This is a genomic window from Rania fehmarnensis, assembly GCF_056494185.1.
This window is the reverse complement of sequence record NZ_CM151398.1, coordinates 6,009,144-6,034,940: the sequence shown is the minus strand read 5'-3', so window position 1 is coordinate 6,034,940 and position 25,797 is coordinate 6,009,144. Positions and strand designations below refer to the sequence as shown.

16 protein-coding genes are annotated in these 25,797 nt (G+C 55.7%); 7 read left to right on the top strand and 9 right to left on the bottom strand.

Annotated elements, in window-relative coordinates; all coding sequences use genetic code 11:
- Positions 1-313: 313 nt before the first annotated feature.
- Positions 314-1,030 carry an NTP transferase domain-containing protein gene (locus tag SH573x_RS20680; RefSeq protein ID WP_479349663.1) on the top strand — a complete coding sequence of 239 codons (717 nt, stop codon included), beginning with the start codon at positions 314-316 and terminating at the stop codon, positions 1,028-1,030.
- A gap of 38 nt (positions 1,031-1,068) precedes the next feature.
- Here SH573x_RS20680 and SH573x_RS20675 read toward each other — a convergent pair whose 3' ends face one another.
- From SH573x_RS20675 to SH573x_RS20645, 7 genes are all read right to left on the bottom strand, one after another.
- Positions 1,069-2,889, bottom strand: a complete 1,821-nt coding sequence (locus SH573x_RS20675; RefSeq protein ID WP_479349662.1) for a BamA/OMP85 family outer membrane protein — start codon at positions 2,887-2,889, stop codon at positions 1,069-1,071.
- A gap of 115 nt (positions 2,890-3,004) precedes the next feature.
- The gene (locus SH573x_RS20670) at positions 3,005-4,417 is read right to left on the bottom strand and encodes a BamA/OMP85 family outer membrane protein (RefSeq protein WP_479349660.1); all 1,413 of its coding nucleotides are present in this window, start codon (positions 4,415-4,417) and stop codon (positions 3,005-3,007) included.
- A gap of 1,357 nt (positions 4,418-5,774) precedes the next feature.
- Positions 5,775-6,677: a DUF1684 domain-containing protein gene (locus tag SH573x_RS20665; protein ID WP_479349659.1), complete on the bottom strand. Its 903-nt coding sequence runs from the start codon at positions 6,675-6,677 to the stop codon at positions 5,775-5,777.
- Positions 6,678-6,690: 13 nt separating this feature from the next.
- Positions 6,691-7,005 carry a hypothetical protein gene (locus SH573x_RS20660; protein ID WP_479349657.1) on the bottom strand — a complete coding sequence of 105 codons (315 nt, stop codon included), beginning with the start codon at positions 7,003-7,005 and terminating at the stop codon, positions 6,691-6,693.
- 261 nt (positions 7,006-7,266) lie between these two features.
- Positions 7,267-9,414 (bottom strand): S46 family peptidase, encoded by a 2,148-nt coding sequence (locus tag SH573x_RS20655; protein WP_479349656.1) that lies wholly within the window; start codon positions 9,412-9,414, stop codon positions 7,267-7,269.
- Between the two features lie 52 nt (positions 9,415-9,466).
- Positions 9,467-10,744 carry a DUF1501 domain-containing protein gene (locus tag SH573x_RS20650; protein ID WP_479349655.1) on the bottom strand — a complete coding sequence of 426 codons (1,278 nt, stop codon included), beginning with the start codon at positions 10,742-10,744 and terminating at the stop codon, positions 9,467-9,469.
- 172 nt (positions 10,745-10,916) lie between these two features.
- A complete protein-coding gene (locus SH573x_RS20645; RefSeq protein ID WP_479349654.1) occupies positions 10,917-12,587 on the bottom strand; it encodes a DUF1553 domain-containing protein in 1,671 nt (556 codons plus the stop codon).
- 430 nt (positions 12,588-13,017) lie between these two features.
- On the opposite strand from SH573x_RS20645, the gene SH573x_RS20640 reads away from it, so the two are divergent.
- Entirely contained in the window at positions 13,018-15,870 is a 2,853-nt protein-coding gene (locus SH573x_RS20640; protein WP_479349653.1) for a PSD1 and planctomycete cytochrome C domain-containing protein, read from the top strand.
- A gap of 8 nt (positions 15,871-15,878) precedes the next feature.
- Positions 15,879-17,363, top strand: coding sequence for a DUF1501 domain-containing protein (locus SH573x_RS20635; protein ID WP_479349652.1), 1,485 nt, complete (start codon positions 15,879-15,881; stop codon positions 17,361-17,363).
- 91 nt (positions 17,364-17,454) lie between these two features.
- On the opposite strand, the gene SH573x_RS20630 is transcribed toward SH573x_RS20635, so the two are convergent.
- Positions 17,455-18,144, bottom strand: a complete 690-nt coding sequence (locus SH573x_RS20630) for a YceI family protein (protein WP_479349650.1) — start codon at positions 18,142-18,144, stop codon at positions 17,455-17,457.
- Between the two features lie 188 nt (positions 18,145-18,332).
- Between SH573x_RS20630 and SH573x_RS20625 the strand changes: the two genes are divergently transcribed.
- From SH573x_RS20625 to hypF, 4 genes are all read left to right on the top strand, one after another.
- Complete coding sequence (locus tag SH573x_RS20625) at positions 18,333-19,082, top strand: methyltransferase domain-containing protein (RefSeq protein ID WP_479349648.1); 750 nt, start codon at positions 18,333-18,335, stop codon at positions 19,080-19,082.
- The gene (locus SH573x_RS20620; protein WP_479349647.1) at positions 19,079-20,233 is read left to right on the top strand and encodes an NAD(P)/FAD-dependent oxidoreductase; all 1,155 of its coding nucleotides are present in this window, start codon (positions 19,079-19,081) and stop codon (positions 20,231-20,233) included. Before SH573x_RS20625 ends, SH573x_RS20620 begins: the two co-directional genes overlap by 4 nt.
- A 9-nt stretch (positions 20,234-20,242) precedes the next feature.
- Positions 20,243-21,370 carry a type III polyketide synthase gene (locus tag SH573x_RS20615; protein WP_479349646.1) on the top strand — a complete coding sequence of 376 codons (1,128 nt, stop codon included), beginning with the start codon at positions 20,243-20,245 and terminating at the stop codon, positions 21,368-21,370.
- 65 nt (positions 21,371-21,435) lie between these two features.
- Complete coding sequence (gene hypF, locus SH573x_RS20610) at positions 21,436-23,823, top strand: carbamoyltransferase HypF (RefSeq protein ID WP_479349645.1); 2,388 nt, start codon at positions 21,436-21,438, stop codon at positions 23,821-23,823.
- Positions 23,824-23,965: 142 nt separating this feature from the next.
- Here the strand turns inward: hypF and SH573x_RS20605 are convergent, their stop codons facing one another.
- The gene (locus tag SH573x_RS20605; protein ID WP_479349643.1) at positions 23,966-25,651 is read right to left on the bottom strand and encodes an acyl-CoA synthetase family protein; all 1,686 of its coding nucleotides are present in this window, start codon (positions 25,649-25,651) and stop codon (positions 23,966-23,968) included.
- Between the last annotated feature and the right edge of the window lie 146 nt (positions 25,652-25,797).

The window sequence follows — 25,797 nt, the reverse complement described above, 5'->3', positions numbered from 1 at the left end:
GGTGGAAGAAACTGTGGTTAGCGGGTTCTGAGCAGCTGAGGACAGCTGCTCTACGGTTGGAAGAAACTGTGGTTAGCGGGTTCTGAGCAGCTGAGGACAGCTGCTCTACGATCGAGATACACTAGTTGACCCGACTAGTTCCCCTTGGTCAAATGATGGGAGTGATGGGCAACTAGGCTTTTGTTGCTTGATGCTGGCGGAACGGATCACCGAGTTAGCTACTGATGAGACTTCCAGCATGGGCGATGTGTTCCGGCGCGGGCGCACTATTTGCCATTTTGGGCCGAGACCCGAACAAGAAGGAAGCTATTGTATGTCTCAGAAATCCAGCTCGATCGCGTTGATTGACCTTGGCGGCTCCGTTCATCGCACTGACCAAGAGCGCACCGTTTCACCGTTTCGTCGCGTGGGCAGTCAAACGCTGCTGGAACGCACGGTTCGCCGGCTGAGCGAATCGTCGCTGCTGGATCGCATTGTGATTGTGGGTGACAGCGAGTTCTCTGGGCTCGTATCGCAGAGTGCAACTCGACCGGCCGAGTGGCTGCCGTGTGATGATGCGTCCGCTGTAGCTCGCGCCTGGCAGGCGGCTGAACAGTTTGATGCGCAGTGGATCGTCTCGGTCCATGGAACCAGCGTATTTGTGGATCCGATTTTGATTGACCGCCTACTAGCGACCGCTTGGGGTGATCCTCAAAGTGATATGGTCGCTTTCATGTCGCTGCAAACCAATGGACTATGTGAGCAAGGTGCAGGTCTGGCCGGTGATGCTTGTCATCGCCGCGTGCTCAAGCAACTGATGCGCGACCAGGCTCGCCCAACTGATCAGCGCAGTTTATCGCAACTGCTGGTCTCGATGCCCGAAGCATTTCATACGCGGCTGATCCCCTTGCCATCAGTACTTGAACACACCGATCTGCGATTCCGTTTGTTGACTGAGCGCGATCTGGATCGCGCGGTCATGATTCTAGAAGCGACAGGGGCCGATTGCGATTACCGCGACCTGGTCGGATTGGTGCGTTACGAAGTGTAGCCGCCGTTGTCCGCGAGTTGCCGGTGTTTAAATTATGCCTACTTTGTCAGGCCCATGAAGAAGCTGAAAACCTGGCGATCGTCGGTATCAGCGTATTTAACTGGGAAGGCAAAGTCGAAGGCCAGCGGAGCTGGTCCGAGGGCGGGTACGCTGACGCGAACACCAAATCCGGGGGCGATACGATAGTCGTCCCAAGAGATATTCGTATCTTTCGATAGCGCCCCGTAGTCGACGAACAGAATGCCTCGCAGCATGTCATCGGCAGTCAGCGGGAATAGGTATTCAAGACTGCCTATCGCCATGGTTTGACCACCGACTTGCAGGTCACCGGTCTTGGGGCTGGCTCCGCGGAACGAGAAGCCACGCAGTGTGCTGTAACCGCCGGCAAAGAAGTTATCGAAGATCGGCGTATCGGCGCCCGTGATCCCGGCTTTCCATGTCGAGGCCAGCGTATGGCGTCCACCGCCGTCGGCTCGCTCGCGCAGCAAGAAGTAGCGGCTGTAGTTGACTTGACCGCGCGGATAGTCAAACTCACCAAATGTTTGATCGTAAATCAGTTCTAGCAAATGACCTTCGGTGGCCATAAACGCACTGTCGCGCGTATCGTGTGCCAGGCGTATCTTGGCTGTATACAAATCGTTGCTACCCAGCACGCGATCTAGTTCGGGAACACCGGTAAGGCGTGGGTCAAAGATCTTGACGTCTTGCAAGTTCAATTCGGTCGTCAGCGACAACGACTGGTTGATGTCATAGCTCAGCGCCAATCGACCACCCAAGCGCTGCTCGGTCCAATCGCGGAATTGACGCGTGAACAAGAATCCGCCGATGCCAAAGCCGATGCGTGAGTATCCGAAGATGTGAGGTTGAGTAAAGTTGACTGTGTACCGCTGGACGTTTGTACCCGGCATCAATTCCGCGCGAAAGTTCTGGCCGCCACCGCGAAACGCGCGACCGCCAAACAGATCACCCCAGCGCTCAGGAAATCTGCGCCAATCAAAGTTGCGTTCGTCGATAATCACCTGGCCGGCTAAACCTAAATCGCTGTTGACCGAACCACCCAAGACGATTCGACCGGTGCGAGCTTCTTGCGCGTAGATAGCAATGGGTGCTTCTCGAATGCGCGGTTCATAAGGCGACGGTGTCAGTGAATCTTGAACCGACAGACCACCCGGGGGTACAGCCCCCGGAGCCAAGACCGCATAGTTGCCGCCTTGCGGATCGATGCTGCCAGTTACGCCGGGAGCAACCTGGTACTGATCAACTGTTTGCGGCACATAAGTTCCAGGCGCACCGTACCCGAGCTGCGGCGTTGAGGACGGCGGCACGTAGGCCGGCGGTGTCGGCACGCCAGCTGAGTTGTTGAACTGGACGCCACTGGACTGTGCATTGATGAACGGCGCGTTGGCTTGACTGCTGCCTACCGCCGGCCCGCCAAAATTCGGTTGAGCGTAACCGGGCTGAGCGTAACCGGGTGGCTGATAAGCGTTCGGGTTGGGATTGGTGGCTTGAGGATACTGTGTAGGTTGAAACTGCGCAGGTTGGAACTGTGTAGGTTGGAACTGTGTAGCTTGATACTGGGCTGGAGGATATTGGCCGCTGGGTAGATTGGGACTGGTGACCGTGGATGGCCGCGTGTAGGGCGGCGGCTGGGTGGCTGGATTGCGAGCTTGCTCCAGGTAGCGATTGTCGTTGGAGTATTGAGCATGGGCGGAGGCGGTGCCAATGGCGACCAGCGCGACTGGCAGCAGATGTTTGAAGATCGTTCGGCTGTGCGCGAGCCGACCTGCGCATCGGTTGAGCCACTGGCAGCCAGGCCAACTGGCAAACGCACGCTCCGGCCAGCTGGGCTGGTCGGTCATGCTACAGGCTTGTCGATTTGGCTGTGTGGATGAACTCAAGGCTACGGTCTCTGTTTAGCGTTCGTGGCGCCCGGGTAGCGAATAAGTGCGACGGTGAGCAGCTATAGCAAATGGATTACTGCCGTGGCAATGGAGGTGGCAACGTTTCTTCATCTTCTTCGAGTTGTTCAGGCTGTAGAACCTCGATGCGCGGTGGTTCACCTAGCGCCGGATTCGATTCAAAGATCTGAGAAAACTTCAGTCTTCGTTCGGATGCCTCCAACTCGCGCAGGTCAATCATCCGACCTTCGCGCAAGCTGACCATGGCTGTGACCACCGAGTGCCTGGTATTACTGGCATCGCCTTCGAGTTGAACCATAATTTGGCCAGCTCGATAGCGATCACCTTCCTGGATGCGATAAAGCAGATCCAGTTTGTTGGTTTCATCGGCCAAAAAGTGTGGTTCGGGCGATATGTCGACAAACACAAAGCCGTCACGTCCGTAGAATTCGTTGCGCAGCGTTCGTTGATCGAGGCTCATCTTGGTCAGGTTAAACGGTTCACCCTCTTTGAGAGTCAAGGCTGCGCTCAACTGTTCGTTGGTGAAGTACCGATTGCCAACTAGCGTGATGTTACGTACGAAGAATTGTTCGCCTTCATCGACGACGAAGGTCAGATAAACCCACGTGCCCGTCTCGTCGTAGGTCAAGCGGTGATTGACGCGGGCGCGAAAATAGCCGAGGGAGCGGTAATAGGCTATCAGGCGTTGTGTGTCTTCTTCGATCTCATTCAAATTGGCACGATTGAGCATGTAAGCCGTTGCCCCGTTGCGCGCATCTTTGGATTTGATCTTGGTCTTCAACAAGGCAGTGCTGAAATAGACATTGCCCTCGAAGGCGATATCCCAAATCCTCTCGACGTTTCCTTCGGAGATCTCGAACCAGATGCGTGTATCGGTAGGTCGATTGCCTTCGCGCACTTGCACATCGGCGTGATTCATCCCTTTTTCACGGTAGTAGTCCACCAAACGCAAACGTGCATTTTCGACAGAGAAGGGATTAACCGGGTCGCCTTTTTCTATGCCGCAATGTTTCTTGAGTTGGCGATCGTCGAGCCGTTGGTTGCCGTGGAAGATGACTTCACTGACCAGGTAATGTTCAGTGACGACCAGGCGAATGTAAACGCCTTCCTCGGTCTCACGTTTGGTGTGTTCAATCTTGCGAAACAGTTCGGTACGGTAAAGCTCATGAACGTCGGCTTGCAGTTGTCGTTCATCAAAGATGCGATCGGGTCGCGTCTGCATGTGGGAGAGGATTTTGTGTTGGCTGATCTTTTTGTTGCCCACAATTTCGACGCCCAGCACCATTTTGCCGGTTTCAATCTGATTGAGCCGAGGTCCGCCGGCTTCCCACATTCTTTCGCGGAAATCGGGAGTCGAGAACGCAGGCGCCGCATCGTTGCCACCGCCACCGCCCATTTGCGCCGCGGCGGGTGTTGTCCAACTACACCAAGTCGCTATTACAATTGCCAACGCGCCGATAGACCGCATATGACCGCATCCTTGCCGAATAAGGAATCAACGCACTTTTCTTGGACCTCACTGAGTTAAATAGCGAATTACCGCGAGCATAGCAATGGTAAAACTAAAGCATGCAGGGATGACCGGTTCGCCTCGCCTGAGGGCGACATCGTTTAACCCGTGGCCGCAGGCTAGGGGACCGAAGTAGTTGTTTCTCCGAACCAAGTCGGCTCATTGAGCAGGTGGATGCTCAGGTAAACGCAGTGATTGCTTAGAGGGTTCGCCTCGCCTGACGGCGACATCGTTTAACCCGTGGCCGCAGAGGCTAGGGGACCGAAGTAGTTGTTTCTCCGGACCAAGTCGGCTCATTGAGCAAGTGGATGCTCAGGTAAACGCAGGGATTGGTTAGAGGGTTCGCCTCGCCTGAGGGCGACATCGTTTAACCCGTGGCCGCAGGCTAGGGGACCGAAGTAGTTGTTTCTCCGGACCAAGTCGGCTCATTGAGCAAGTGGATGCTCAGGTAAACGCAGGGATTAGTTAGAGGGTTCGCCTCGCCTGGCGGCTACGGGTTAAACGAGGATGCTCAGGTAAACGCAGGGATTGGTTAGAGGGTTCGCCTCGCCTGAGGGCGACATCGTTTAACCCGTGGCCGCAGGCTAGGGGACCGAAGTAGTTGTTTCTCCGGACCAAGTCGGCTCATTGAGCAAGTGGATGCTCAGGTAAACGCAGTGATTGGTTAGAGGGTTCGCCTCGCCTGGCGGCTACATCGTTTAACCCGTGGCCGCAGGCTAGGGGACCGAAGTAGTTGTTTCTCCGGACCAAGTCGGCTCATTGAGCAAGTGGATGCTCAGGTAAACGCAGGGATTAGTTAGAGGGTTCGCCTCGCCTGGCGGCTACGGGTTAAACGAGGATGCTCAGGTAAACGCAGTGATTGGTTAGAGGGTTCGCCTCGCCTGACGGCGACATCGTTTAACCCGTGGCCGCAGGCTAGGGGACCGAAGTAGTTGTTTCTCCGGACCAAGTCGGCTCATTGAGCAAGTGGATGCTCAGGTAAACGCAGAGATTGGTTAGAGGGTTCGCCTCGCCTGACGGCGACATCGTTTAACCCGTGGCCGCAGGCTAGGGGACCGAAGTAGTTGTTTCTCCGGACCAAGTCGGCTCATTGAGCAAGTGGATGCTCAGGTAAACGCAGAGATTGGTTAGAGGGTTCGCCTCGCCTGACGGCTACGGGTTAAACGAGGATGCTCAGGTAAACGCAGTGATTGGTTAGAGGGTTCGCCTCGCCTGACGGCTACGGGTTAAACGAGGATGCTCAGGTGAACGCAGTGTTTGGTTAGAGGGTTCGCCTCGCCTGGCGGCTACGGGTTAAACGAGGATGCTGACGATTCTACTCTTGCCGCTGGCGCTCGCCGGCTGGGATTTCGATGGCGAGTTGGTTTTGCTTGGGTGGCAAGGGACAGAGAGTGTGGGGCGACCAGGCGCAAGGAGGACTGTATGCCAAATTGAAGTCCAACCAAACTTTGTCACCAGACTTAGGCATGGTGACGTCCAAAAACCGACCTGCACCGTACGTTGTCTGGCCACATGTTTTGTCTTTGAAGATCACAAACAGATTGTCGGGCTCTTCCAGGATGGCATCGAGTGCATACGGCTGACCGGCAACTTCAAACTCGAGCCTGCCGGCCAGCGGCGATTCGACTTCGTCGCCTTTGATGTTGACGATCTTGATTCGCTTGGGTTCTGCCAAGGGACGGTAAGTCGCTTCAATACGCCACTGAGGCTGGATGTCGAACCAGCTTTTCCCTTTAAAATTGCGAATCGCGGGACTCTCTCGATCGCGAACGCGAATCGCCAACTTGCCGGCTCGTCGAACGAGTTGCAGCGTAACTCGATCGCCGATCTGTAGTTTGTCTTGGCTGTTGGTCTCCTGGTCACCCGGTTCAATGGTCAGCGTGCCTGACCGAGTGGCCTGGTCGTTCAGCAGCAGGCCGTCACCTTGCGTCACTTCCAGCGCAATTTGTTGGTCGCTGATTCGAATCACGCCGCTGACATCGGCGGCGGCGTCGCTGGGCAACTGAATACGGAAGGCATCACCTGGACCAAAGCTATTATCGCCAACGCTCAGCCAGTAGTGACCCGTTAGCGCCAGCCAACCAGTAGGCGATTCGAATTTCGCTTCGTGCTCGGCTCTCCACGCTAGAACTTCTTGTTGATATTCGTCAGCCAACGACCAGTCTCTCCAGGGACATGCCAGCAGGCAGGTCAGCGTCATGATGCGAATGATGTTCATTGAACAAGTAGACTTAGGCTGCGTGGGAGCGATGGGTCAGTCGGTTTTCGTAGGCGGACCAGAGTGTCCGGCAACTGGCCAGCGTTTCTGGAAAATTGGCCAAGGCCAACAGCTTGGTGGCCAGGTCATTGGACACGACGTTTATGATAGCCGTTTCGCCCAGCGAAGGTGGTAGGGATTGGGGATAGATCTCACGCCAGTAGCGATCGCCCATGGGTTGTTGATCACATGCCGGAGCGGCAGCTAACAATTCATCGTGTTCGTCGAAGAGCACTGCCAGGTACATGTTGCAACTCCCTTTGTCCAGTAGATTGATCTCTGTACGCATTCCCTGCATTATTTCGCCAAGAGACTACAAGTTTCCTTTCACCACGGGTAGAGCAATTGCACAGAAAAATTTGCACCGTAGCGGAAGCCGTCAAAGCTTTCGATCATTTGCCGTAGCGGAAGCCGTCAAGGCTTTCGGGTTCATTTTGAAACGCAGAGTTCGCAGAGCCCGCGGAGAAAACGCAGAGACTGCGCAATGGTTTTCTCTGCGATCCTCTGCGTCTCTGCGTTAAATAAATTGGGAACCCGTTAATCGTTTCCTCTACGGAGTGACGCCCATTTCTTTCAGCAGGTGCTGGGCGCCATAGACTTTGCCGGTGATCCACAAGCAATAGCGGATATCGACGCCGATCGATCGGCTGTAACTGGAGTTCCAAGCAAAGTCGTTGATGGTGGCTTCGAAAGCCCGATCAAAGTTGACGCCGACCAGTTGACCACGACTATTCAGCACCGGGCTACCCGAGTTGCCGCCAGTGGTATCGGTGTCATACAGAATCGCCACGGGAACTTGATCCAACTTGGGATGCACAAACGGACCAAAGTCACGTTTGTCGTACAACTCGCGCACACGTTCAGGAGTGACGAATGGCTCTTCCCCAGTAGTCTTGTCGATGACGCCTTTGAGCGTCGTGATTGGCGTTTTGATCACACCGTCTTCGGGAGAGTAACTGCGAATGCGGCCAAAGGTCATGCGCAGCGTTGCATTGGCGTCAGGTACAAAGTCCTTGCTCAGGAATTGCTGTTTGACTTCGACCAGTTCGCCATACGATTTATCCAATTGCCCTGAACGTTCTTTGCCGAGTTGCCGCATCTCAACAAACTTCGGATAGAGTTGACTTACCAGTTTCAGGACTGGATCACCGGTTTGGACCAACTGATCAGGCTTCATCTTCAAGCACTGGTCGACAAACTCTGGCGTGCCAAGTTTAGTACTATCAAGCAACTGGCCGGCCTCGGCGGCTATGGATGCGGGATCGTCGATCAGCTTGTCCAGGCCCGGCAGTTGACGAGCGCGTGCAACTCGCGACAGTCGTTCCAGCACTCCTGTCAAAATGAGCTTGTCGACTGGGATATGCAGATCGTTCACAGCCAAGCGGAGGGTCTTGGTTGTCTGATCAAAGTTGCGATCCATAAACGCAGGCTCGCGTTCAAGGTTCTCTTTGGCGCGTTCATGCGCCGCATCGGTTATCGTCATCGCGATCGATAGCGTGCGACTAGCCTGGAGCAAGGCGTCGAAGTTCAATTCGAACTCTGCTTCTGCAGTCATCAGTTTGTAGACGTTATCAATTTCGCTCAGCGTCGAACCGTATTTGGCCTGGCGTTGCGGGTCGTCGGCGATAAAGCGTTGCATATCGCTTTCTTCGCGCTGGCGCGTGGCGGCGATAGCAGCTCGCTTCATGCCTTTGAGTTGTCCCCGCGCCCGCTTCTCGACATTGGCCAGAGTTCGAATTTGCGAGGCCAGCTTCAAGGCCACAGCGCGATCATCTTTTCCGGCTGCTTCCAAGTTAGCGATTTGCCAGGCGTACAGTTTGGCAATAAACGGCAACCGAACTTGCTCTTCGTAGTTGAGGAAGCTGGCCGTCTTGTGGCGCGCGGTGCGACCTGGGTAACCGAGGATGAAGACAAAGTCGCCTTCATTGGCGCCTTGCTGAGCAACTTGAATGAAGCGTTTGGGCTTGTAGGGGACGTTGTTTTCCGAGTAATCCGCGCTCGAACCATCGGGAGCCGTGTAGGCCCGCATGAATGAGAAGTCGCCGGTGTGTCGCGGCCATTCCCAGTTATCGACTTCACCACCAAAGTTACCAACCGACGCCGGTGGTGCAAAAACCAGTCGCACATCTTTGAGATACGTGTACAAGAACAACACGTATGTCTTGCCCGTGAACATCTCGGCCACTTCAGCTCGCATGCCTTTGTGCTTGGCCTCGGCTGCTTGTTCGAGTTCTTTGCGTCGACGTTCGATGGCTTTGGTGCGTTCGAGAAAACTCATCTTGTCATTAACGGCCGACAGCACCTCTGACGAGATATCCGAATAGGCTTCGGTGATGCGCACGGTGTAGCCGGTTGCCGGTATCTCGTCGCGATGTGTCTTGGCTTGAAAGCCATTGGCCAGGTAATCGTGCTCTGTGGTGCTGGCCGTTTGAATGGCGGCATAGGCGCAGTGATGGTTGGTGATGATCAAACCATCGGGTGACACAAACGAACCGGTGCACCCGTTTACGCGACAAATGCCGTCCAGCAAACAGGTACCATTGGGATTGAAGATCTCGTCGGTCGGAATCTCCAGGCCGCGCGCAGCCAGGTTCAACTGGCCGATCTGGCTGAGCGGATACATGCCTTCGTCGGCACACAGATGCAAACCAACCAGTTGCGTGCAGAAACCGAGAACTGCCAAGAGCTGAATACGCATATCGAGCTTCCCAAACGTAAGATGAATTGGAGAAGCCGATTATAGTCAAATTTCAGACCAGCAATTCCCGAACAACTTGTCCTTCAGATAACTTCAGTGGTCTGCCGATCGGTGTTTGCAATTCGAGATCGGGCTGGACGCCCAGGGCATGCAGCATGGTGGCATGCAGTTCTGCCACGGTCACCGGTTTGGTGGTGTATTGCGTGGGATCCTTGGCCTGGCTTTCTTCCAGACTGTTAGAAGTTGCGCCATAAACTGCACCGCGGCGGAAACCACCGCCAGCCAACAGGGCACTGAAGCCGTGTGGCCAGTGATCGCGGCCACCAGTGGGATTGATCGACGGCGTGCGCCCAAATTCACCACCACAGAAGACGATCGTGTCGTCCAGGAGATCGCGTTTGGCCAGTTCCGCTAGGGTCGCGGCCAAGGCAGCGTCCAGTTGTTTGCAACGCGCAGACTGCAGCGTATGATTGGATACGTGCGTGTCCCAGCCCGCTAGTTCGACTTCCACACAACGCACTCCGCACTCGATCAAGCGAATGCCGGCCAGGCATCCGCGACCAAAGGCATCATCGCCAAAGCTGTCGCGCACATCGGCAGTTTCCTTCTTGATGTCGAACGCCTCTAGCTGCGAACTGCTCATCATCGACAGCGCTCGCGCGGTCGCAGCGCGATGCTGGGTACGACGCTGATCCATATCAACCAAGCGACCACGTTGGAACTCGGTCTCGAGCGAATCAAGCAGCGTACCTACGCGCTGATCAAAGGCGGGCTTTTGTATGCTGGTGACCAGGTTGGGAATAGGCTGTGCGGGGTCACCCATTTGAAACGCGTCATAGCTGGGACCCAAGTATCCACCGCGAGCTGGCCACTGCCCCGACATGATCGAAATATGCCGTGGTATCTCGAGATTGGATTCTTGTTGGTGACACAGCACAGCACCAATCGATGGATGCACAATGGTCGGTTCAGGCCGCCAACCGGTTTTGACATTGTAGGTGGCCCGTTCATGATCGCCCTCTTTGCTAATCACGCTGCGTACCAGGCATGCATGATGCATTTGTTCGGCAGTGCGTGGTAGCGTGTCAGCGATCTCCAGTCCTTTGACCGAAGTAGGAATGGCTTTGACTTCACCGCCGATCTTGGTGCCAGGTTGAGGATCGAAGGTTTCCAGTTGACTGGGACCACCCGCCATCCACAGAACCAGCAGCGACTTGGGGCGTTGGTTCTTGTCGCCTTCGGCTGCAACGGCCAGTTTCTCGGCCAGGCACGTCAGCCACGAAGCACCGGTGGCAGCCCCGAGCGTCAACAGTGATTGTCGACGGTTCATCCGCGCGAACCCTGAACAGCTCCAGTAGTCGGACATCGTATGTGGCTCCACTGCGTGCATTAGTTGTAAATCGAAACCCAACCGAGGGCGTTAGCCCCGGTTTCTACTAAGCCGAGGGCGTTAGCCCCGGTTTCTGGTCACGCGTTACGCAACCGGGACTAACGCCCTCGGTTTAGTGATTCCAGGAAAATTCAGTGCAATTGAGCATCGACCAGGCGATATCACCGATGGCTTGCTCGCGGTCAGTTTGACTGGCAATGTGAGCTTTGAAGGTCTCCACTTCTGCGTGAGTGGGGTAGCGATTCAGGATGCTCAGCGTCAGCAGCTCGATGGCTTCGTCGTCATCGCGAACGAAGCGGGCGATACGCGTACTGGCGTTGGCAATCAAATCAACTTTGGTCGACTCACTGGTCATGTTGCCGTTCATGAGCAGTAGACGCTGCGTGATGGTGACTGGGTCGGAATCGAATTCATCTTCGCCCCGGTCACCAAACTCTTTGATAAAGTCGACGCTCTCGCCGAACGCTTTCAGTTGCAAGAAGATCGAACTATCGTTATCAATCGCTTGCAGGCGACACGATTGAATGATGCTGCTGGCCACTTGATCGGGTCGCAATTGGACCAGTGGATAGGCAGCCCACGCATCTTCATGAGCTGGGGTAATTTCGAAGTCAGCTCGACTGGACCGCTTGAACACGTCCGAGTTGGCGATGACAGCGACCAGTCGACGCAGATTGTATTCATGCTGGATAAAGTCATCTGCCAGGACATCTAACATGGGCGGCAGGTCACCGACCAGCGGAATATCATCGACCGGTTCAACCAGGGCGCGACCGAACATCAACGCCCAGACGCGATTGACCGTGGCCCGAGCGAACATCTTGTTGTCCGGATGCGTTACCCAATGAGCCAGGCGCTCGCGAGGCTTTCCTTCCGCTGGCAACAGGTTGCGATAAAAGGGAACTTGGGGTGCTACTTTCTCTTCCGTTTCGGCATGCAAGAACTTGTAGTTGTATTCTCGCTGGTCATCCACGATGCCGCGAAACACAGGATCACCTGCGGCAGTGCCTGAATAGAAGGCGGCCAAACCGTGAAAGTCTTGCTGGGTGCCTTCGCGTGGGTCATCCAGCGAGCCAAAGTTGGTCTTCTGCAGAGCATCGTCGTGGCACTGCAGGCAATCGATGCGCATGGCTAGAAATGCGCGACTGGTACGACCCGCCAGGCGGATCGGATCGGCGCGCCCGTCGTCACCTTCGTCCATCGTGGCTGTCACAAAGTTGACTGCGGGCGTATCAGTCCACAGACCATCCGAGCTAATCATTTGCCGCACGATCTTGTCGTAAGGCGTGTTCTTTTCGAGTTGTTCGGATAACCATGTGTTGAATTTGCGTCGACGAAAGAGCAAGAAGGGACCTTCGTTGGTGCCCACACATGCTCGTGAGAGCCGCTGCGCGAAGTAATCGGACCAACGTTTATCGGCCAGCAGATGTTCGACCCACCAGCCAATGCGTCGGTCGGTCTCGATTTGCTCGACGGCGCGAATCTCTTCTAACGACATAACGCTGCCGACCAGAGCCAGCGAGAGCCGCCGAGTGACGGTCAGTGGATCAGCCGACTCGGCCACTTGCAAGCCGCTGGCGGCCAACTGGTCTGCGGCCGCTTGGTTGACGCGGGTGACTGCTGTGCGAAAGTCGGCATCTTCCAAATATTGGAATTGCCCCCCTTTGCTACCAATCTCCGGACGAGCTCGCAGAGTGGCTCCCAAGACTGTAGCAGCGAACAGGGCCACGGTGCCCATCAAAGCCCATTTCCAACGGGTAACTCGTGGTGAAGCTGTGCCCATAATCGGAGTTCTCGAGCCTAAGATCTTACGGCAGACTGCCGTGCGCTATTATACATTCGCAGACTGAACGCGGATCTTGGCAAATTCCGCCTAACCAGTAGCCGAAGTCGCCAGACTTTGGAATCGCTATGTTTAATTCACTCAATCTCTGGCGATTCCCCGTAGCCGAAGTCGCCAGACTTTGGAGGCGTTACGTTTAATTCAACCAATCTCTGGCGAGATCGGCTACGGAGGCGTTACGTTTAATTCAACCAATCTCTGGCGAGATCGGCTACGGAGGCGTTACGTTTAGTTCATCCAATCTCTGGCGAGATCGGCTACGGAGGCGTTACGTTTAATTCATCCAATCTCTGGCGAGATCGGCTACGAGGAACAAGGCAAATTGAACCAGCCCCCCGCTTCGGCTATGATGAAGAGTTGGAGGTCCGGCATGCGTACACAGGATTTAAGTTGGCTCGTACTACTATTGATCAACCTGCTAGGGATGCGCATGCTCGATGCGCAAGAGCCTGCGGATCTGGAGTTCTTCGAAAAGCAAGTGCGACCAATCTTGGTCGAGCACTGTTACGAGTGCCACGCTGGGCAGGAGAAAAGCGGTGGACTGCTGTTGGATTCACGCACCGGTTGGCACGCTGGCGGTGATTCGGGGCCAGCTATCGTCGCCGGCGATGTAAATGCCAGTCGTTTGATCGATGCAGTGCGATATCAGAATCGCGATCTGCAAATGCCTCCCAAGAAGCCGCTGAGTGCTGAACAAGTGGCCGTGCTGGAACAATGGGTTACGCGCGGCGCGCCAGATCCACGCGAAAATACTGCGCCTGCAGCCAAACCACTACAAGGTTTGAGCCTCGATGAAGGCCGGCAGTTTTGGTCGTTTCAACCGATTTCCAAACCGCCGATTCCGGCGGTCGTTGGACAGGACTGGGTGCAGACGCCGATCGACGCTTTCATCTTGGCCAAGCTCGAAGAGCATGGGCTGCGGCCAGCCAGCCGAGCCGATAAGCGTACTTTGCTGCGCAGAGCCACGCTGGATTTGATTGGGCTACCGCCCACGCCCGAGGAGATCGAGCGTTTCTTGGCCGATGAATCGCCCGATGCGTTTGACAAAGTGATTGAGCGCTTGTTGGCCTCACCGCATTATGGCGTTCGCTGGGGCAGACACTGGTTGGACGTCGCGCGGTATGCCGACTCCAATGGCCTGGACGAGAATTTGGCTTTTGGCACTGCATGGCGGTACCGCGACTGGGTAGTCAATTCATTCAATCGCGACCTGCCCTACGATCGTTTTGTGCTGGAGCAGTTGGCGGGCGATCTTTTACCCGATCAATCTCCGCAAACGCATGTCGCAACCGGCTTTCTTGTGTTGGGCGCCAAAGTCTTGGCGGAACCTGATCGCGAGAAGCTGATGATGGACACGATCGACGAACAACTTGATTCGCTCGGCAAAGCGTTCATGGGGATGACTTTTGGTTGTGCGCGCTGCCATGACCACAAGTTCGATCCGATTACGCAAGCCGATTACTATGCGTTGGCGGCAATCTTCAAGAGCACCAAAACGTTCGGCGATTCGAATACCGGCGCGATCAAACATTGGCACGAAATCAACCTGGCCACCGATGCCGAAAAGGAGCAATTGAAGTCGATCGATGGCGAGATCGCCGCTAAACAAGGTGCGGCCGCGGCTTTCAAAAATAAAGCGATGACCGAGATTCGCAACCTCGCCCGCGAGCATGCAGTTGACTACCTGGTGGCGGCTTTGAATATTTTGCCCGATTCATCGCTGAACGAAGTGGCCGCAGTGGCGCAACCGCTTGGATTGCATCCCAGGATTTTGCATCACTGTCGGCGGCATCTCGAATTCCATGCCGACGATCCCTTCTTTGCCAAGTGGCACGAGATCTCGCGATCACAATTGCCGCGCGTGGTCCAAGGCGCTCAGGTCTCAGCCAAGCTGGTATCGACAACCAGAGCGGATGATGAGACCAGCGACCAGCCAGCGGTGCCGCATCCCGCTGCGCAACACTACGGACCGCTATTCGAAGCGGCTCGCCAATGGGCTGCAGCCAAGCAGCAGGATCCCAAGCTGAAGGAGCATGATGATCCGCAAGTGATGGCTGCTCATGCCGCCATGTTCGACACTAGCGGCTTTCTGACGGTGCCCGCTAAAGTCGGCTTTGCTTTTGATGAGCCCACCCTGGCTGAATACAATCGCCTGGCCGAAGAGGCGCGAGTGCTGGAGAGTTTTGCCCCAGATATGCCTTCGGCCATGAGTGTTAGTGAAAACGTGGTGGCAAGTACTCTGCCCATCCACATTCGTGGTAGTCATCGCAACTTGGGGCAACCGATCGAGCGCGGATTCCCCAAAGTCATGCAGCTGTCGTCCGCAGAACCGATTATGCCTCGACATAGCAGCGGTCGGCTGGAACTAGCCCAGTGGATGGCCAGTAGCACCCATCCATTGACCGCTCGCGTGCATGTCAATCGACTATGGGGCTGGCACTTTGGTGCGGCGCTGGTTGGCTCGACTGAGAACTTTGGCGTGCTGGGCGACAAGCCAACGCATCCCGAGTTGTTGGATTGGCTGGCCCGCAACTTTATCGAGTCGGGTTGGTCCAACAAACAATTGCATCGCTTGATCATGCGCTCGAGCGTTTATCAATTGGCTAGTTCGCACACAGGCGACCAGGCGGCCGAAGACAAACTGGCCGAAGTCGATCCCGAAAATCGTTACCTGTCCAAGTTTCGCATCTCGCGTTTGGATGCTGAGCAGGTACGCGATGCGTTGCTGCGGGTGACCGGGCGGTTGAATGAGACGTTGGGTGGCAAGTCGGTGCCGCTGCGCAACCGGCAATTTGTGTTCGATCACACCTCGATCGATCACACCAAGTACGACAGCCTGCGACGCGCTGTTTATCTGCCGGTGATTCGTAACAACCTGTATGTGATGTTCGAGCAGTTCGACTTTCCTGATCCGACTATGCCCACCGGGCATCGACACACGACGACAGTGGCCCCTCAAGCGCTGCTGCTGATGAACTCGGACTTGGTTATGGATTCAGCCGATCGCCTGGCGGCGGACATAATCAGCCAGAGCGGCAGTACGCAAGTGCGGGCAAAACACTTGATCCATCAAGTATTTGGTCGCGCAGCCACTGAACAGGAAACGCAACAGTTACAGTCGTTCGTCGAACAAGTCACGCAATCGAGCGCCTCGGCTCGGCAAGCCTGGTCCCTGGCCTGTCAGAGCTTGCTGGTGAGCAACGAATTCTTCATGGTAAGGTAATCGTAGCAATGAATCGCCTCGACCGTAACCTAACGCGCCGTAGCCGAACTCGCCAGAGTTTGGACCAATCCGCCGCGCTCGCCACGCGTCGCCAGTTGTTGCAGAATTCGGCGGTAGGTTTTGGCTACCTGGCCTTAGGAGCTTTGCTGGGCCAAGAGTCGCTGGGCAGTGAACCGTCTATACTGCCAACTAGTTCCAACCCACTTGCCGCCAGGCCACCGCATTTCGCACCGCGTGCCAAGCGGATCGTGTTTTTGTTCATGAAAGGTGGTCCATCGCATGTCGATACCTTCGATCCCAAGCCGCTGCTGGATCGCGACCACGGCAAGCCACCACCGTTCGAACTGCCCAAGGTGCTGTTTGCGGCTCAAGGCAATCTGCTAAAGTCTCCCTGGAAGTTTAAGCAATACGGTGAAAGCGGTTTACCGGTCAGCGCCCTGTTCCCGCACGTGGCACAGCATGTAGATGATCTGTGCATTCTGCGAAGCGTTCACGGAACCAATCCCGCACACGGCGGCGCACTGCTGAAGCTGCATACTGGCAGCGATCAGTTTGTGCGTCCCAGCATGGGTGCTTGGGTCACGTACGGACTGGGAACCGAAAATCAGAACTTGCCGGCGTTTGTGACGGTTTGTCCAACCCTCGCTCACGGCGGAGTAAATAACTGGGGCGCGGCCTTCTTGCCGGCGCATTGCCAAGGCACGCCGATTGGCAACGCCAGCCTGGCCGCCAACGCTGCGAAAGTCAAACATATTCGCAATGCCCGTATCGATCCGCAATTGCAACGCCAGCAGTTGGATTTGCTGCAACAGTTTAACCAGCAAGACATGGAACGCGCCGGTCGCGATGCGGCGTTAGAGGGACGACTCAATTCCTTCGAACTGGCCTATCGCATGCAGGCCACCATGCCCGAAGTCCAGGATCTGGGTCGCGAGTCAGCGGAGACACACAAGCTGTATGGCATCGATGACCCGGTCACCGAAAATTTTGGTCGTCAATGTTTAATGGCGCGGCGTTTCCTCGAAGCCGGTGTGCGCTTTGTTCAAGTAACCCACAGCGACAGTGAAGTTCAGTGGGATCAACACGGTGAGTTATATCAGGGCCACTCCAAGAACGCCGCTGAAGTCGATCGACCGATCGCTGGTTTCTTGACGGACTTAAAGGCCCGCGGACTGCTAAAAGATACTCTGGTGTTATGGGGTGGCGAATTCGGACGCACGCCCACTTCGCAAGGTACTGATGGCCGCGATCACAATCCGCACGGCTTTACCATGTGGATGGCCGGCGGTGGAGTCAAAGGCGGTTATGCCTATGGAGCGACCGACGACTACGGTTATTATGCGTTGGAAAACAAGATGCACATCAACGATCTGCATGCTACGATCCTGCATATACTGGGTCTCGACCACGAACGTTTGACGTTCCGCTACGCTGGTCGCGATTTTCGCTTGACTGATATCGCCGGCCAGGTCGCCAAAGATATTTTGGCTTAAGCGCGTCCATCCGTAGCCACCGTCGCCCGACGGTGGATACGTGTTGACGAAATCCACCGCTTGGCAGCGGTAGCTACCTAGAACTGTCCACTTACGGCGCAACAATCAAATCGCCGTACACATCCAGCTTGTCGGCGACACCAATGACGCCGAACGCTTTGGTGAATGGCTTCATGCCAAAGTTGGTTTGCAAGATTGCAAAAGCGCCGCGAACGCGATGCCATCCTTTCACTTCTTCGACATCGACAGTGAACTTGACCGGTCTTGTTGTACCCTTCAGTGTTAACTCACCTTCGACTTCATACTGAGGCAAATTTCTGGGACTTTGTTTGTCCGACTTGGTGATCTTCGAAGCCACGAAGGTTGCGGTCGGATACTTGCGTACATCCAGCACTGCTTTACCCAGCATATTTTCATTGACTTGTTTGCGTGTGGCTTCGTCAATCGAATCTTGCATACCGATATACTTGCGAGCCGCATCGGTATCGGCATCGAGGCTGGTCATATCGAATACCAAGGTGCCCGGTTTAATTGACGAATCTTCGGCGGCTTTGAGATTGAGTTGGCCGCTTTTGAGATTGCCGATGATCGCGTGCTCGTGACCAACGCGAGCCTTATCCACGCGAATGTATATGTGGCTGTGTTTCAGTTCCAGATCGCCACTGGCTACGCTGGGGGCGGTGGCTGCTGGGGGCGCTTGTGTGGCCTCCTGCGAGCAGACGGTCGAGGCTGCCAGTGGCCATAACGTTATGCACAATAGAGTGCTGTGAAGAAAGGGCATAGCTCGACGATACCCAGTCATACAGCCCATTTTGCATCCTGCCTGCCCACGACCCATTTGCAACTCCTTAGGTAAACGCCCTTCACCGGAATCCTCACATTGACGCTATACTACATGGTTGACAATCGCCATGTAAGGCGGACTCTGGGCGAGTTAGTTAATCCTTTACTTAGAATCCGACAGACTTGATGGATTTAAAAGCGCGAGTGCTCGAAGGCGAATTGATGGACGCGCCGGATCTGGATGCCGGAGTCCACCAACGGGCACTGCGAGGACTGCAGCGCGTCAATCTGCTCAGCGGTACTGCGCAGAAGATCACCGACTATTTGTTGCCTACGCTCAATCAGCAACCCCAGCGCACGTGGCGCATCTTGGATCTGGCCAGCGGCGGTGGTGATGTGACTGTGCAGATTGCCCAGCGACTGCTAAAGGCTGGAGTCGATGTGACAGTCGAAGGCTGGGACCGCAGTCCGACTGCCATCCAGCACGCCACAGAAAACCTGCAGCGTTTGAGTACTAAGTCAGATCAGTTGCCGGGCAGCGTCAGCTTTGTTTGTCGCGATCTCTTCGACGTGCACACCGATCATTTAGCTGCAAGTGCGGATCGATTCGATGTTATTATGTGTACGCTATTCCTGCACCATCTGAGCCAGGCCGAGGCCGTCAGCCTGATGACTCGCGCCTACGCGGCCACCACTTCCATGGTGCTGGTTGATGACTTGAGGCGCACGTGGCTGGGGTACCGACTGGCTCAACTGGGTTGTCAGTTGCTTACTCGGTCGAAAATTGTACATGTGGATGGTCCGCTGAGTGTGAGGGCGGCTTTTACTATTGAAGAGCTAAACGGCTTGAGTCACCAAGCTGGATTACCGCTGCCGCAAATTCGATTGCACTGGCCTCAGCGCTTCTTGGCCTGTTGGAAACGGTCGCCACCATGAACGAAGTCAACCAACCGGATCAAACTTGGGATGCAGTGGTCGTGGGTGCGGGACCTGCAGGTGCGATGTCGGCCATCGAGCTGGCGCGGCGTGGTCGCAAGGTGCTGTTGGTAGAAGCTAAGTTGTTTCCACGCGATAAAGTTTGCGGTGGATGTTTGAACAAGCGCGCCTGGAAAGTTCTGCGAGCGGCGGGCTTGGAGCCGGAACTGGTGGCCGCGGGAGCTGCGCCGCTGACCGAGTTGAGTTTGATCTGTGGGCAACGCAAAGCGCTCTGGTCGATGCCCGCCATGCATGCCATTTCACGCCGAGCGCTCGACTGGCAACTCATGCAATCTGCTGCCAGTGCAGGAGCCTCGGTCTTGATGGAGACACAGGCTCGCATCGAACCCGCTCAGCCAGGGGACGACTGGATCGACATTCATTTGAAACATCGCTCGGCCAGCGGAAATATGTTCGATACCAGCGTGAAAGCTCGAGTGGCCATTGCGGCTGATGGGTTGACGCATTCAGCGCTAGGGGCGATTCAAGAAGTCAGTAGTGATGTCGCCAGTGGCTCGCGAGTTGGACTGGGCACAACGCTCAGTTACAGCGATGATTATTATGCACCGGGTCGCTTGACGATGGTCGTCGGCCAGGCGGGTTATGTAGGACTGACTTGTGTTGAACAAGGTCGACTGAACATTGCGGCCGCGCTCTCGATCGAGAGCTTGCGAGATCGACGGGCGCCTGGCGCAGTGATTGCAGAGCTTTTGCGGAGCTGTCATGTGCGCGCTCCGTTGGATTGCGAATCAGCCGCCTGGACCGGCACGCCAGCTCTGACACGCCAGAGTCGCCAGTGGTCTGCGCCGAGATTGTTTTTGGTTGGCGATGCGGCTGGATATGTTGAACCATTTACGGGAGAAGGAATGAGCTGGGCGCTGACCGGTGCGGTTGAGGTCGCGCAGTTGGCTCATCAAGCGATTGATCAATGGCGCGATGAATTGTCGCTTCATTGGCAAGCGAGCTGGCGAGCTCATGTTCGCCGGCGCCAGGCAACCTGTCGCGGCCTGGCTTGGCTCTTGCGAAAACCGCGCCTGGCAGAGTTTACGTTAGGTGCGGTGCAACATGCGCCGTGGATCGCCCGAACGATTATGCACCGAGTAGCTGGATAGATATAAACAATGACTGTTGACATATTGGCATTAGGTAGCGCGTTGCCCCTGGGCTCGCTGACACAAGACGATGCGGCTCATGCTGCCAGCGCTCTGCGACGATTCGACGAAGGATCAGTGGGCGATCGGCAACATCAACTGCTCAGCGTGCTGTATCGGCGTTCGGGAGTTCAAAAGCGGCACAGCGTATTGCTCAGCACAGGCCAATCGGCCGCTGTTCAGCGGCAGTCATTCTACGAACTGGCCAAGGATCGCGAAGATCGCGGTCCGACGACGGCTGATCGTATGCAACGCTACGAAATCGAAGCCCCAAAACTAGCCGAAGAAGCCTGTCGCCGAGCCCTAGAGACCGCTGGCGTGGACGCGACAGACATTCAACACCTGGTTACCGTTTCTTGTAGTGGTTTCAATTCGCCGGGCTTCGATTTGGAACTTTTTCGGAAACTGAACCTCGATCCGACAACCTCGCGTACCCATGTGGGATTTATGGGCTGCCATGGTGCGCTAAATGGACTGCGGGTGTCTCGTGCTCTGGCGCATGCCAATCCAGGCGAACGAGTGATGTTATGCGCGGTCGAGTTATGTTCATTGCATCATCAATACACAGACGATCCGCAGCAAATTGTGGCCAACAGTTTGTTCGCTGATGGTGCAGCTGCGGCGATTGTGCAGCAAAGTGAATCGCGAGACGACGATGACGCTACCCCGCAGCGCTGTTGGCGCATTGTTGATAGCGCTTCATTTCTGATACCCGATTCCACCGAGGCGATGAGCTGGCGGATTGGAGATAATGGATTCACGATGACCTTGTCAGCTGCCGTACCAGAAGTAATCAAGACGCATTTGAAACCGTGGCTAGAGAGTTGGATTACCAAGTTTGGTTTCAGCCTGGCGGACATTGCGACGTGGGCCATTCACCCTGGAGGACCGCGCATCGTCAGCGCTGCCGTCGGTGCCCTGGCCTTGCCGGAAAACGCAGCTGCTACATCGCTGAGCGTGCTGTCCGACTGCGGTAATATGTCCTCGCCGACCATTCTGTTCATACTGCAGCGCCTATTGGCAGAAAATGCGCCTGGTCCCTGCGTTGCGCTGGCGTTTGGTCCGGGACTAGTTGTCGAAGCCGCGCTGCTGATCTAATAAGGGACTGGGTGGATAGACCAAACACGTGGACACGTCTACGTGCTCCGGACAAACGATGAAGCATGAACACTGCGAAGTTGGCCCGCGATCAGTTGCGAGTGCGAGGAGTGGTGCAAGGTGTGGGCTTTCGTCCGTTTGTGTTTCGCCTGGCTGTGCAATATCAACTGAGTGGTTGGGTTTGTAACACCCAAGGCTCGGTGTTGATTGAGGTTCAAGGCTTGCCCGAGCGGCTTGAACAATTCCGAGTCAGCTTGCGTTCTCAACTCCCGCCGCTGGCCCACATCGATGCGATTGAGTGCAATGGGCTCCAGGTAATAACCACAGAAGTTGGTTTTCAAATCCTGGAGAGCCAACTCGCACCTGCGGCATCCACTCCCATCCCGGCGGATCTCGCTCCCTGCCTTGCCTGTTTGAAGGAACTGGGTGATCCAGAGAATCGTCGCTATCGGTATCCATTCCTGAACTGCATGGACTGCGGTCCTCGATTCACGATCATCGAAGGCTTGCCGTACGATCGTGCACGCACCACCATGCGTGAATTTGAGATGTGCGCGGCTTGCATGGCTGAATATAGTGATCCAAGTAATCGTCGCTTTCACGCTCAGCCCATTGCGTGTCCCGATTGTGGACCTCAAGTTTGGTGCTGGTCGCGCGCCGCGGCCGTACATACGAATCAACATGCGCGAGCCAACGTGGTTGGTGACTGTCAAGGCGAAGCTGCGATCGCTGAGTTTTTGATCAGGTTGGTCAGAGGCGAGATCATCGCTGTCAAAGGCGTGGGAGGCTTTCATTTGGTTTGCGATGCTACCAACGAGTCCGCCGTCCACCGGCTGCGTCAGCGCAAAGGCCGCTTGGAAAAACCCTTGGCCGTGATGGTTGGAACGCTGGCCCAGGCACGGCAGTTCGCTGAGGTCAGCCAGGCTGAAAGTGAGTTGCTCACTTCGTCTGCGCGACCGATCGTGCTGCTGCGCAAGCGTTCGTCTGCGACAATAGTGGCTGATAATGTGGCACCTGGTAATCCATACATCGGAGTAATGCTGCCCTATTCGCCGCTTCATCATTTGATGATCGAGCCGGGAAGACCGCTGGTAATGACTTCGGGCAATCGAAGTGAAGAGCCGATTGCCTGGTGCAATGATGAAGCCGTGGAGAGGCTAAATGAAATCGCAGATGCTTTCTTGATGCACAACCGCTCTATACATGCTGTGTGCGATGATTCTGTGATGCGCCTGACGTCACACGGTCGACCAATTCCCCTGCGGCGCTCGCGTGGCTATGCACCGTTGCCGATTGGAATGCACGCGCGTGATGGTAGCTGCGTATTGGCTGCCGGAGGAGAACTGAAAAACACCTTCTGTATTGCCCGCGATGACTATGCACACGTTAGCCAACACATGGGCGATACGGACAACGCAATTACTCTGACAGCCCTCAATCGCAATGTGGATAGCCTAAGTAAGTTGCTGGATGCCAAGCCGACGCAGGTGGTGGCCGATCTGCATCCGGCTTATTTGTCGACGCAATGGGCCGAGCGATACTCGGCTGAGCATCGAATTCCCTTGCTCAAAGTCCAGCACCATCATGCGCATGTGGCCGCCTTGGCCGCAGAGCATCGCTGGCCGATCGAAGATCCACTGCTTGCCGTATGCTTTGATGGTACGGGTTACGGTGTGGATGGCACGATCTGGGGTGGGGAATTGTTGTTGATGCAAGGCACCGAATGCCGGCGTTTGTGTTCACTCAGCCCCATGCCTCTGCCCGGTGGCGATGCCGCGATCCGCAAACCGTATCGAACAGCGCTGGCGTATCTACATGCATGTGGCATCGCCTGGTCGGACTGCCCCGCGTGTACTCAGCCTGCGACCAGTAGCGAGTTGAAACTGTTGGAACAACAACTGCAACGCAACCTGCAATGTCCGCTGACCAGCAGTATGGGACGATTGTTTGATGTGATTGCGGCTTTGACCGGGATTCGGCAGAGCGTCAGCTACGAAGCGCAGGCGGCTATGGAACTGGAGCATTTGGCGGTCGAGTACTTGGCTCGATCTGGCGCGGAGCGTGAGTTGGATGCCTATCATTTTGGTTGGTCGGGTGGAGAGAGTGACGCTCGCGTCGGGCCCGTTATCCGCGCCGTGGTGGACGACGTAGCGGATGACGTATCGAGGACAGAAATCACAGTGGACCTTCCGCGGGCCGCGATGATGGCCGCCAAGTTTGTGGTGGCGGTTGCGGAGTTGATCGCCAGCTGGGCGGGACATTGGGCCGATCAATCGACTGCCCGCACCGTTGGGCTGACCGGCGGTGTCTTTCAGAATGCACTGCTATTGGACTTGGCGGTGGAAGCCATTGAACGGGTTGGTTGTCGAGTGCTTGTGCACCAGCAGATTCCGCCCAACGACGCCGGCATCTCGCTCGGCCAAGCTCGCCTAGGTATGCGAGCGCTCTGGTAGCCGATCTCGCCAGAGATTGGAATGTTGTAGCCGATCTCGCCAGAGATTGGATGCGTGATGGTAGTTCATCCAAAGTCTGGCGACTTCGGCTACGGGGATGGGGTGAATCAAGCGTAGTTCATCCAAAGTCTGGCGACTTCGGCTACGGGGCCAGGCTCAAGTCGATCTTCAAAATGGTTTGGTCTTGGACTTCCAGACGCACGTCAAGCGCATTAAACAGGCTGACGATCTTTAGGAGCATGTCGATTTCAGCGGTGGCCTCTTCGGAGGTGTGGCCCTTTTCGAGCATGTTTTGGCTAATCAGTTGATCGCGATTGATCGACAAAGCTTGCGAAACCAGTTGGCCGTCGATGTGCAAACGCGTGTTGGCGGGTGCCTCGTCGGCGGGAGAATTTTTGGTTGGTCCGTCCTGCAACTTGCCCACAATCTCTTCAGCCAGGCGTTTGTTACTGGAAAGCACGGCAGTGTTTTCCCAGACGACCAGTGTCGGTGAAAAGTTGTATTGAACTGGAACGATCCAGTCTTCAGGCCGATCGGCATCCATGACAAATTGAGTCGTCACGGCCAGGCTGTTTCCTTCGTTGCTGACGATATCGATATCCAACTGAGGTTGTTGTTCCTGCGCGCCGGCGATGTTCAAGAACCCAATCAAGCTAAAGAAAATACGTTTGAGCTGTGGCCGCATTTTGTCGGCGTCTTTGAGCGTGGTCACGAGCGCAAACGCGGGAAGTTTGATCTTCGGTTCGGCTTCTGGAGCGTAGCGACCATCGTTGGGCACGACGATAATCTGCGAGCCAGGTTCGATTGCGCCCAGGATCTCGTCGCCGAAGTCTCGGCCGGAGAACAGCGTCGTCAAGGTAGCGTCGGCTTGGGCAAGTTGATCGTTGACAGTCTGGCCAAACAGATCGCCTGCGTAGCGCCACAGCTTTGATACATCGCGATGCGCAGCCAATGTTGCATATGGTTGACCTAATTGCAGCAATGGTGGCGCTGACCCAGCCAGGTCTTTTCCAAAGAAGAACTCATAGTCACTCGAGCGCACCGCTCGTGGAGTAGGCGTGGAGAGCACCAGTTTCAATCGATCATCGGCAGCCCGTAACGAACCGGATAAGGTCGCCGTGTGACGGAGGACAGAGAGCACTCCTCCGACCAACAGTTCAGCAGCGAAGTTGTCATCGGGCCGTTTGAAAAGTCCTTTGGCAATGCCCTTTCTGCGCAGTTGTTCCAAGTCCACATAGGTCCACAGCACTAGGACGTCCGTCGAGCTGGCTTTGGCGGCGAGCTGCTGGGCGCGAGCCGCTTCAAAGTGTTTTTGAGAACTGAGCGTCTCCGTTGGACGAGCAGCGAGATTATCGGCCAGCGTTTTGCCCAATTCACTTTTATTGGTAATCACTAGCCACTTGTCCATAGCGGCCACGATGGCATCACCGATCTGATAGGCAGCCACATCGCGATAGGTAACTTGTTTGAACTCGCGGTTGTTGCTCTTGGCATCTTGCGCCGCGATAGATTCCAGCTTGGCATACAGATCAGCGCACGTACTTTTGCTGTCTGTTTCAGCCAGTAGAGCGGCACCTTCTGTCTGGGCATCGACCGCCAAAACCCAACCGCCATGTGTAGCGCGAGCCAAAGCATCGGTCAAGCGTTCACCCAACGCAACTTCGGCCAGCGTTACACCTCCGCGAACTTTCATCGCTTCCGGACTCCGCCAGATTTGCCGAAACACATCCGTGGTCGTAATCGACTTGACCAAAGGCAACTTCAACAACGATTCGCTATCGCGGCCTTCGATATAAATGATGGTCGAAGCAGGCAAGAACTCAGCCACTGTCGATTCCGGCGGCGCGGCATGGAGCGAACAAGCCCAGGACCATGTACAACACAAACAAATTATCGATCGTAAGCGTAAAGCCAGCATCGCGGTTCTCCCAGAAGGTTGGATACTATTGTAGCCGGAGCAACTGGCCCGCTATG

What these genes read in the sequence shown, in the direction of transcription:
- SH573x_RS20615 (WP_479349646.1), top strand. Translation starts at nt 20,243, where the DNA reads ATGACTGTTGACATATTGGCATTAGGTAGCGCGTTGCCCCTGGGCTCG.
- SH573x_RS20665 (WP_479349659.1), bottom strand. Translation starts at nt 6,677, where the DNA reads ATGAACATCATTCGCATCATGACGCTGACCTGCCTGCTGGCATGTCCC.
- SH573x_RS20645 (WP_479349654.1), bottom strand. Translation starts at nt 12,587, where the DNA reads ATGGGCACAGCTTCACCACGAGTTACCCGTTGGAAATGGGCTTTGATG.
- SH573x_RS20670 (WP_479349660.1), bottom strand. Translation starts at nt 4,417, where the DNA reads ATGCGGTCTATCGGCGCGTTGGCAATTGTAATAGCGACTTGGTGTAGT.
- SH573x_RS20675 (WP_479349662.1), bottom strand. Translation starts at nt 2,889, where the DNA reads ATGACCGACCAGCCCAGCTGGCCGGAGCGTGCGTTTGCCAGTTGGCCT.
- SH573x_RS20640 (WP_479349653.1), top strand. Translation starts at nt 13,018, where the DNA reads ATGCGTACACAGGATTTAAGTTGGCTCGTACTACTATTGATCAACCTG.
- SH573x_RS20650 (WP_479349655.1), bottom strand. Translation starts at nt 10,744, where the DNA reads ATGAACCGTCGACAATCACTGTTGACGCTCGGGGCTGCCACCGGTGCT.
- SH573x_RS20655 (WP_479349656.1), bottom strand. Translation starts at nt 9,414, where the DNA reads ATGCGTATTCAGCTCTTGGCAGTTCTCGGTTTCTGCACGCAACTGGTT.
- hypF (WP_479349645.1), top strand. Translation starts at nt 21,436, where the DNA reads ATGAACACTGCGAAGTTGGCCCGCGATCAGTTGCGAGTGCGAGGAGTG.
- SH573x_RS20680 (WP_479349663.1), top strand. Translation starts at nt 314, where the DNA reads ATGTCTCAGAAATCCAGCTCGATCGCGTTGATTGACCTTGGCGGCTCC.
- SH573x_RS20635 (WP_479349652.1), top strand. Translation starts at nt 15,879, where the DNA reads ATGAATCGCCTCGACCGTAACCTAACGCGCCGTAGCCGAACTCGCCAG.
- SH573x_RS20625 (WP_479349648.1), top strand. Translation starts at nt 18,333, where the DNA reads ATGGATTTAAAAGCGCGAGTGCTCGAAGGCGAATTGATGGACGCGCCG.
- SH573x_RS20620 (WP_479349647.1), top strand. Translation starts at nt 19,079, where the DNA reads ATGAACGAAGTCAACCAACCGGATCAAACTTGGGATGCAGTGGTCGTG.
- SH573x_RS20630 (WP_479349650.1), bottom strand. Translation starts at nt 18,144, where the DNA reads ATGCCCTTTCTTCACAGCACTCTATTGTGCATAACGTTATGGCCACTG.
- SH573x_RS20660 (WP_479349657.1), bottom strand. Translation starts at nt 7,005, where the DNA reads ATGCGTACAGAGATCAATCTACTGGACAAAGGGAGTTGCAACATGTAC.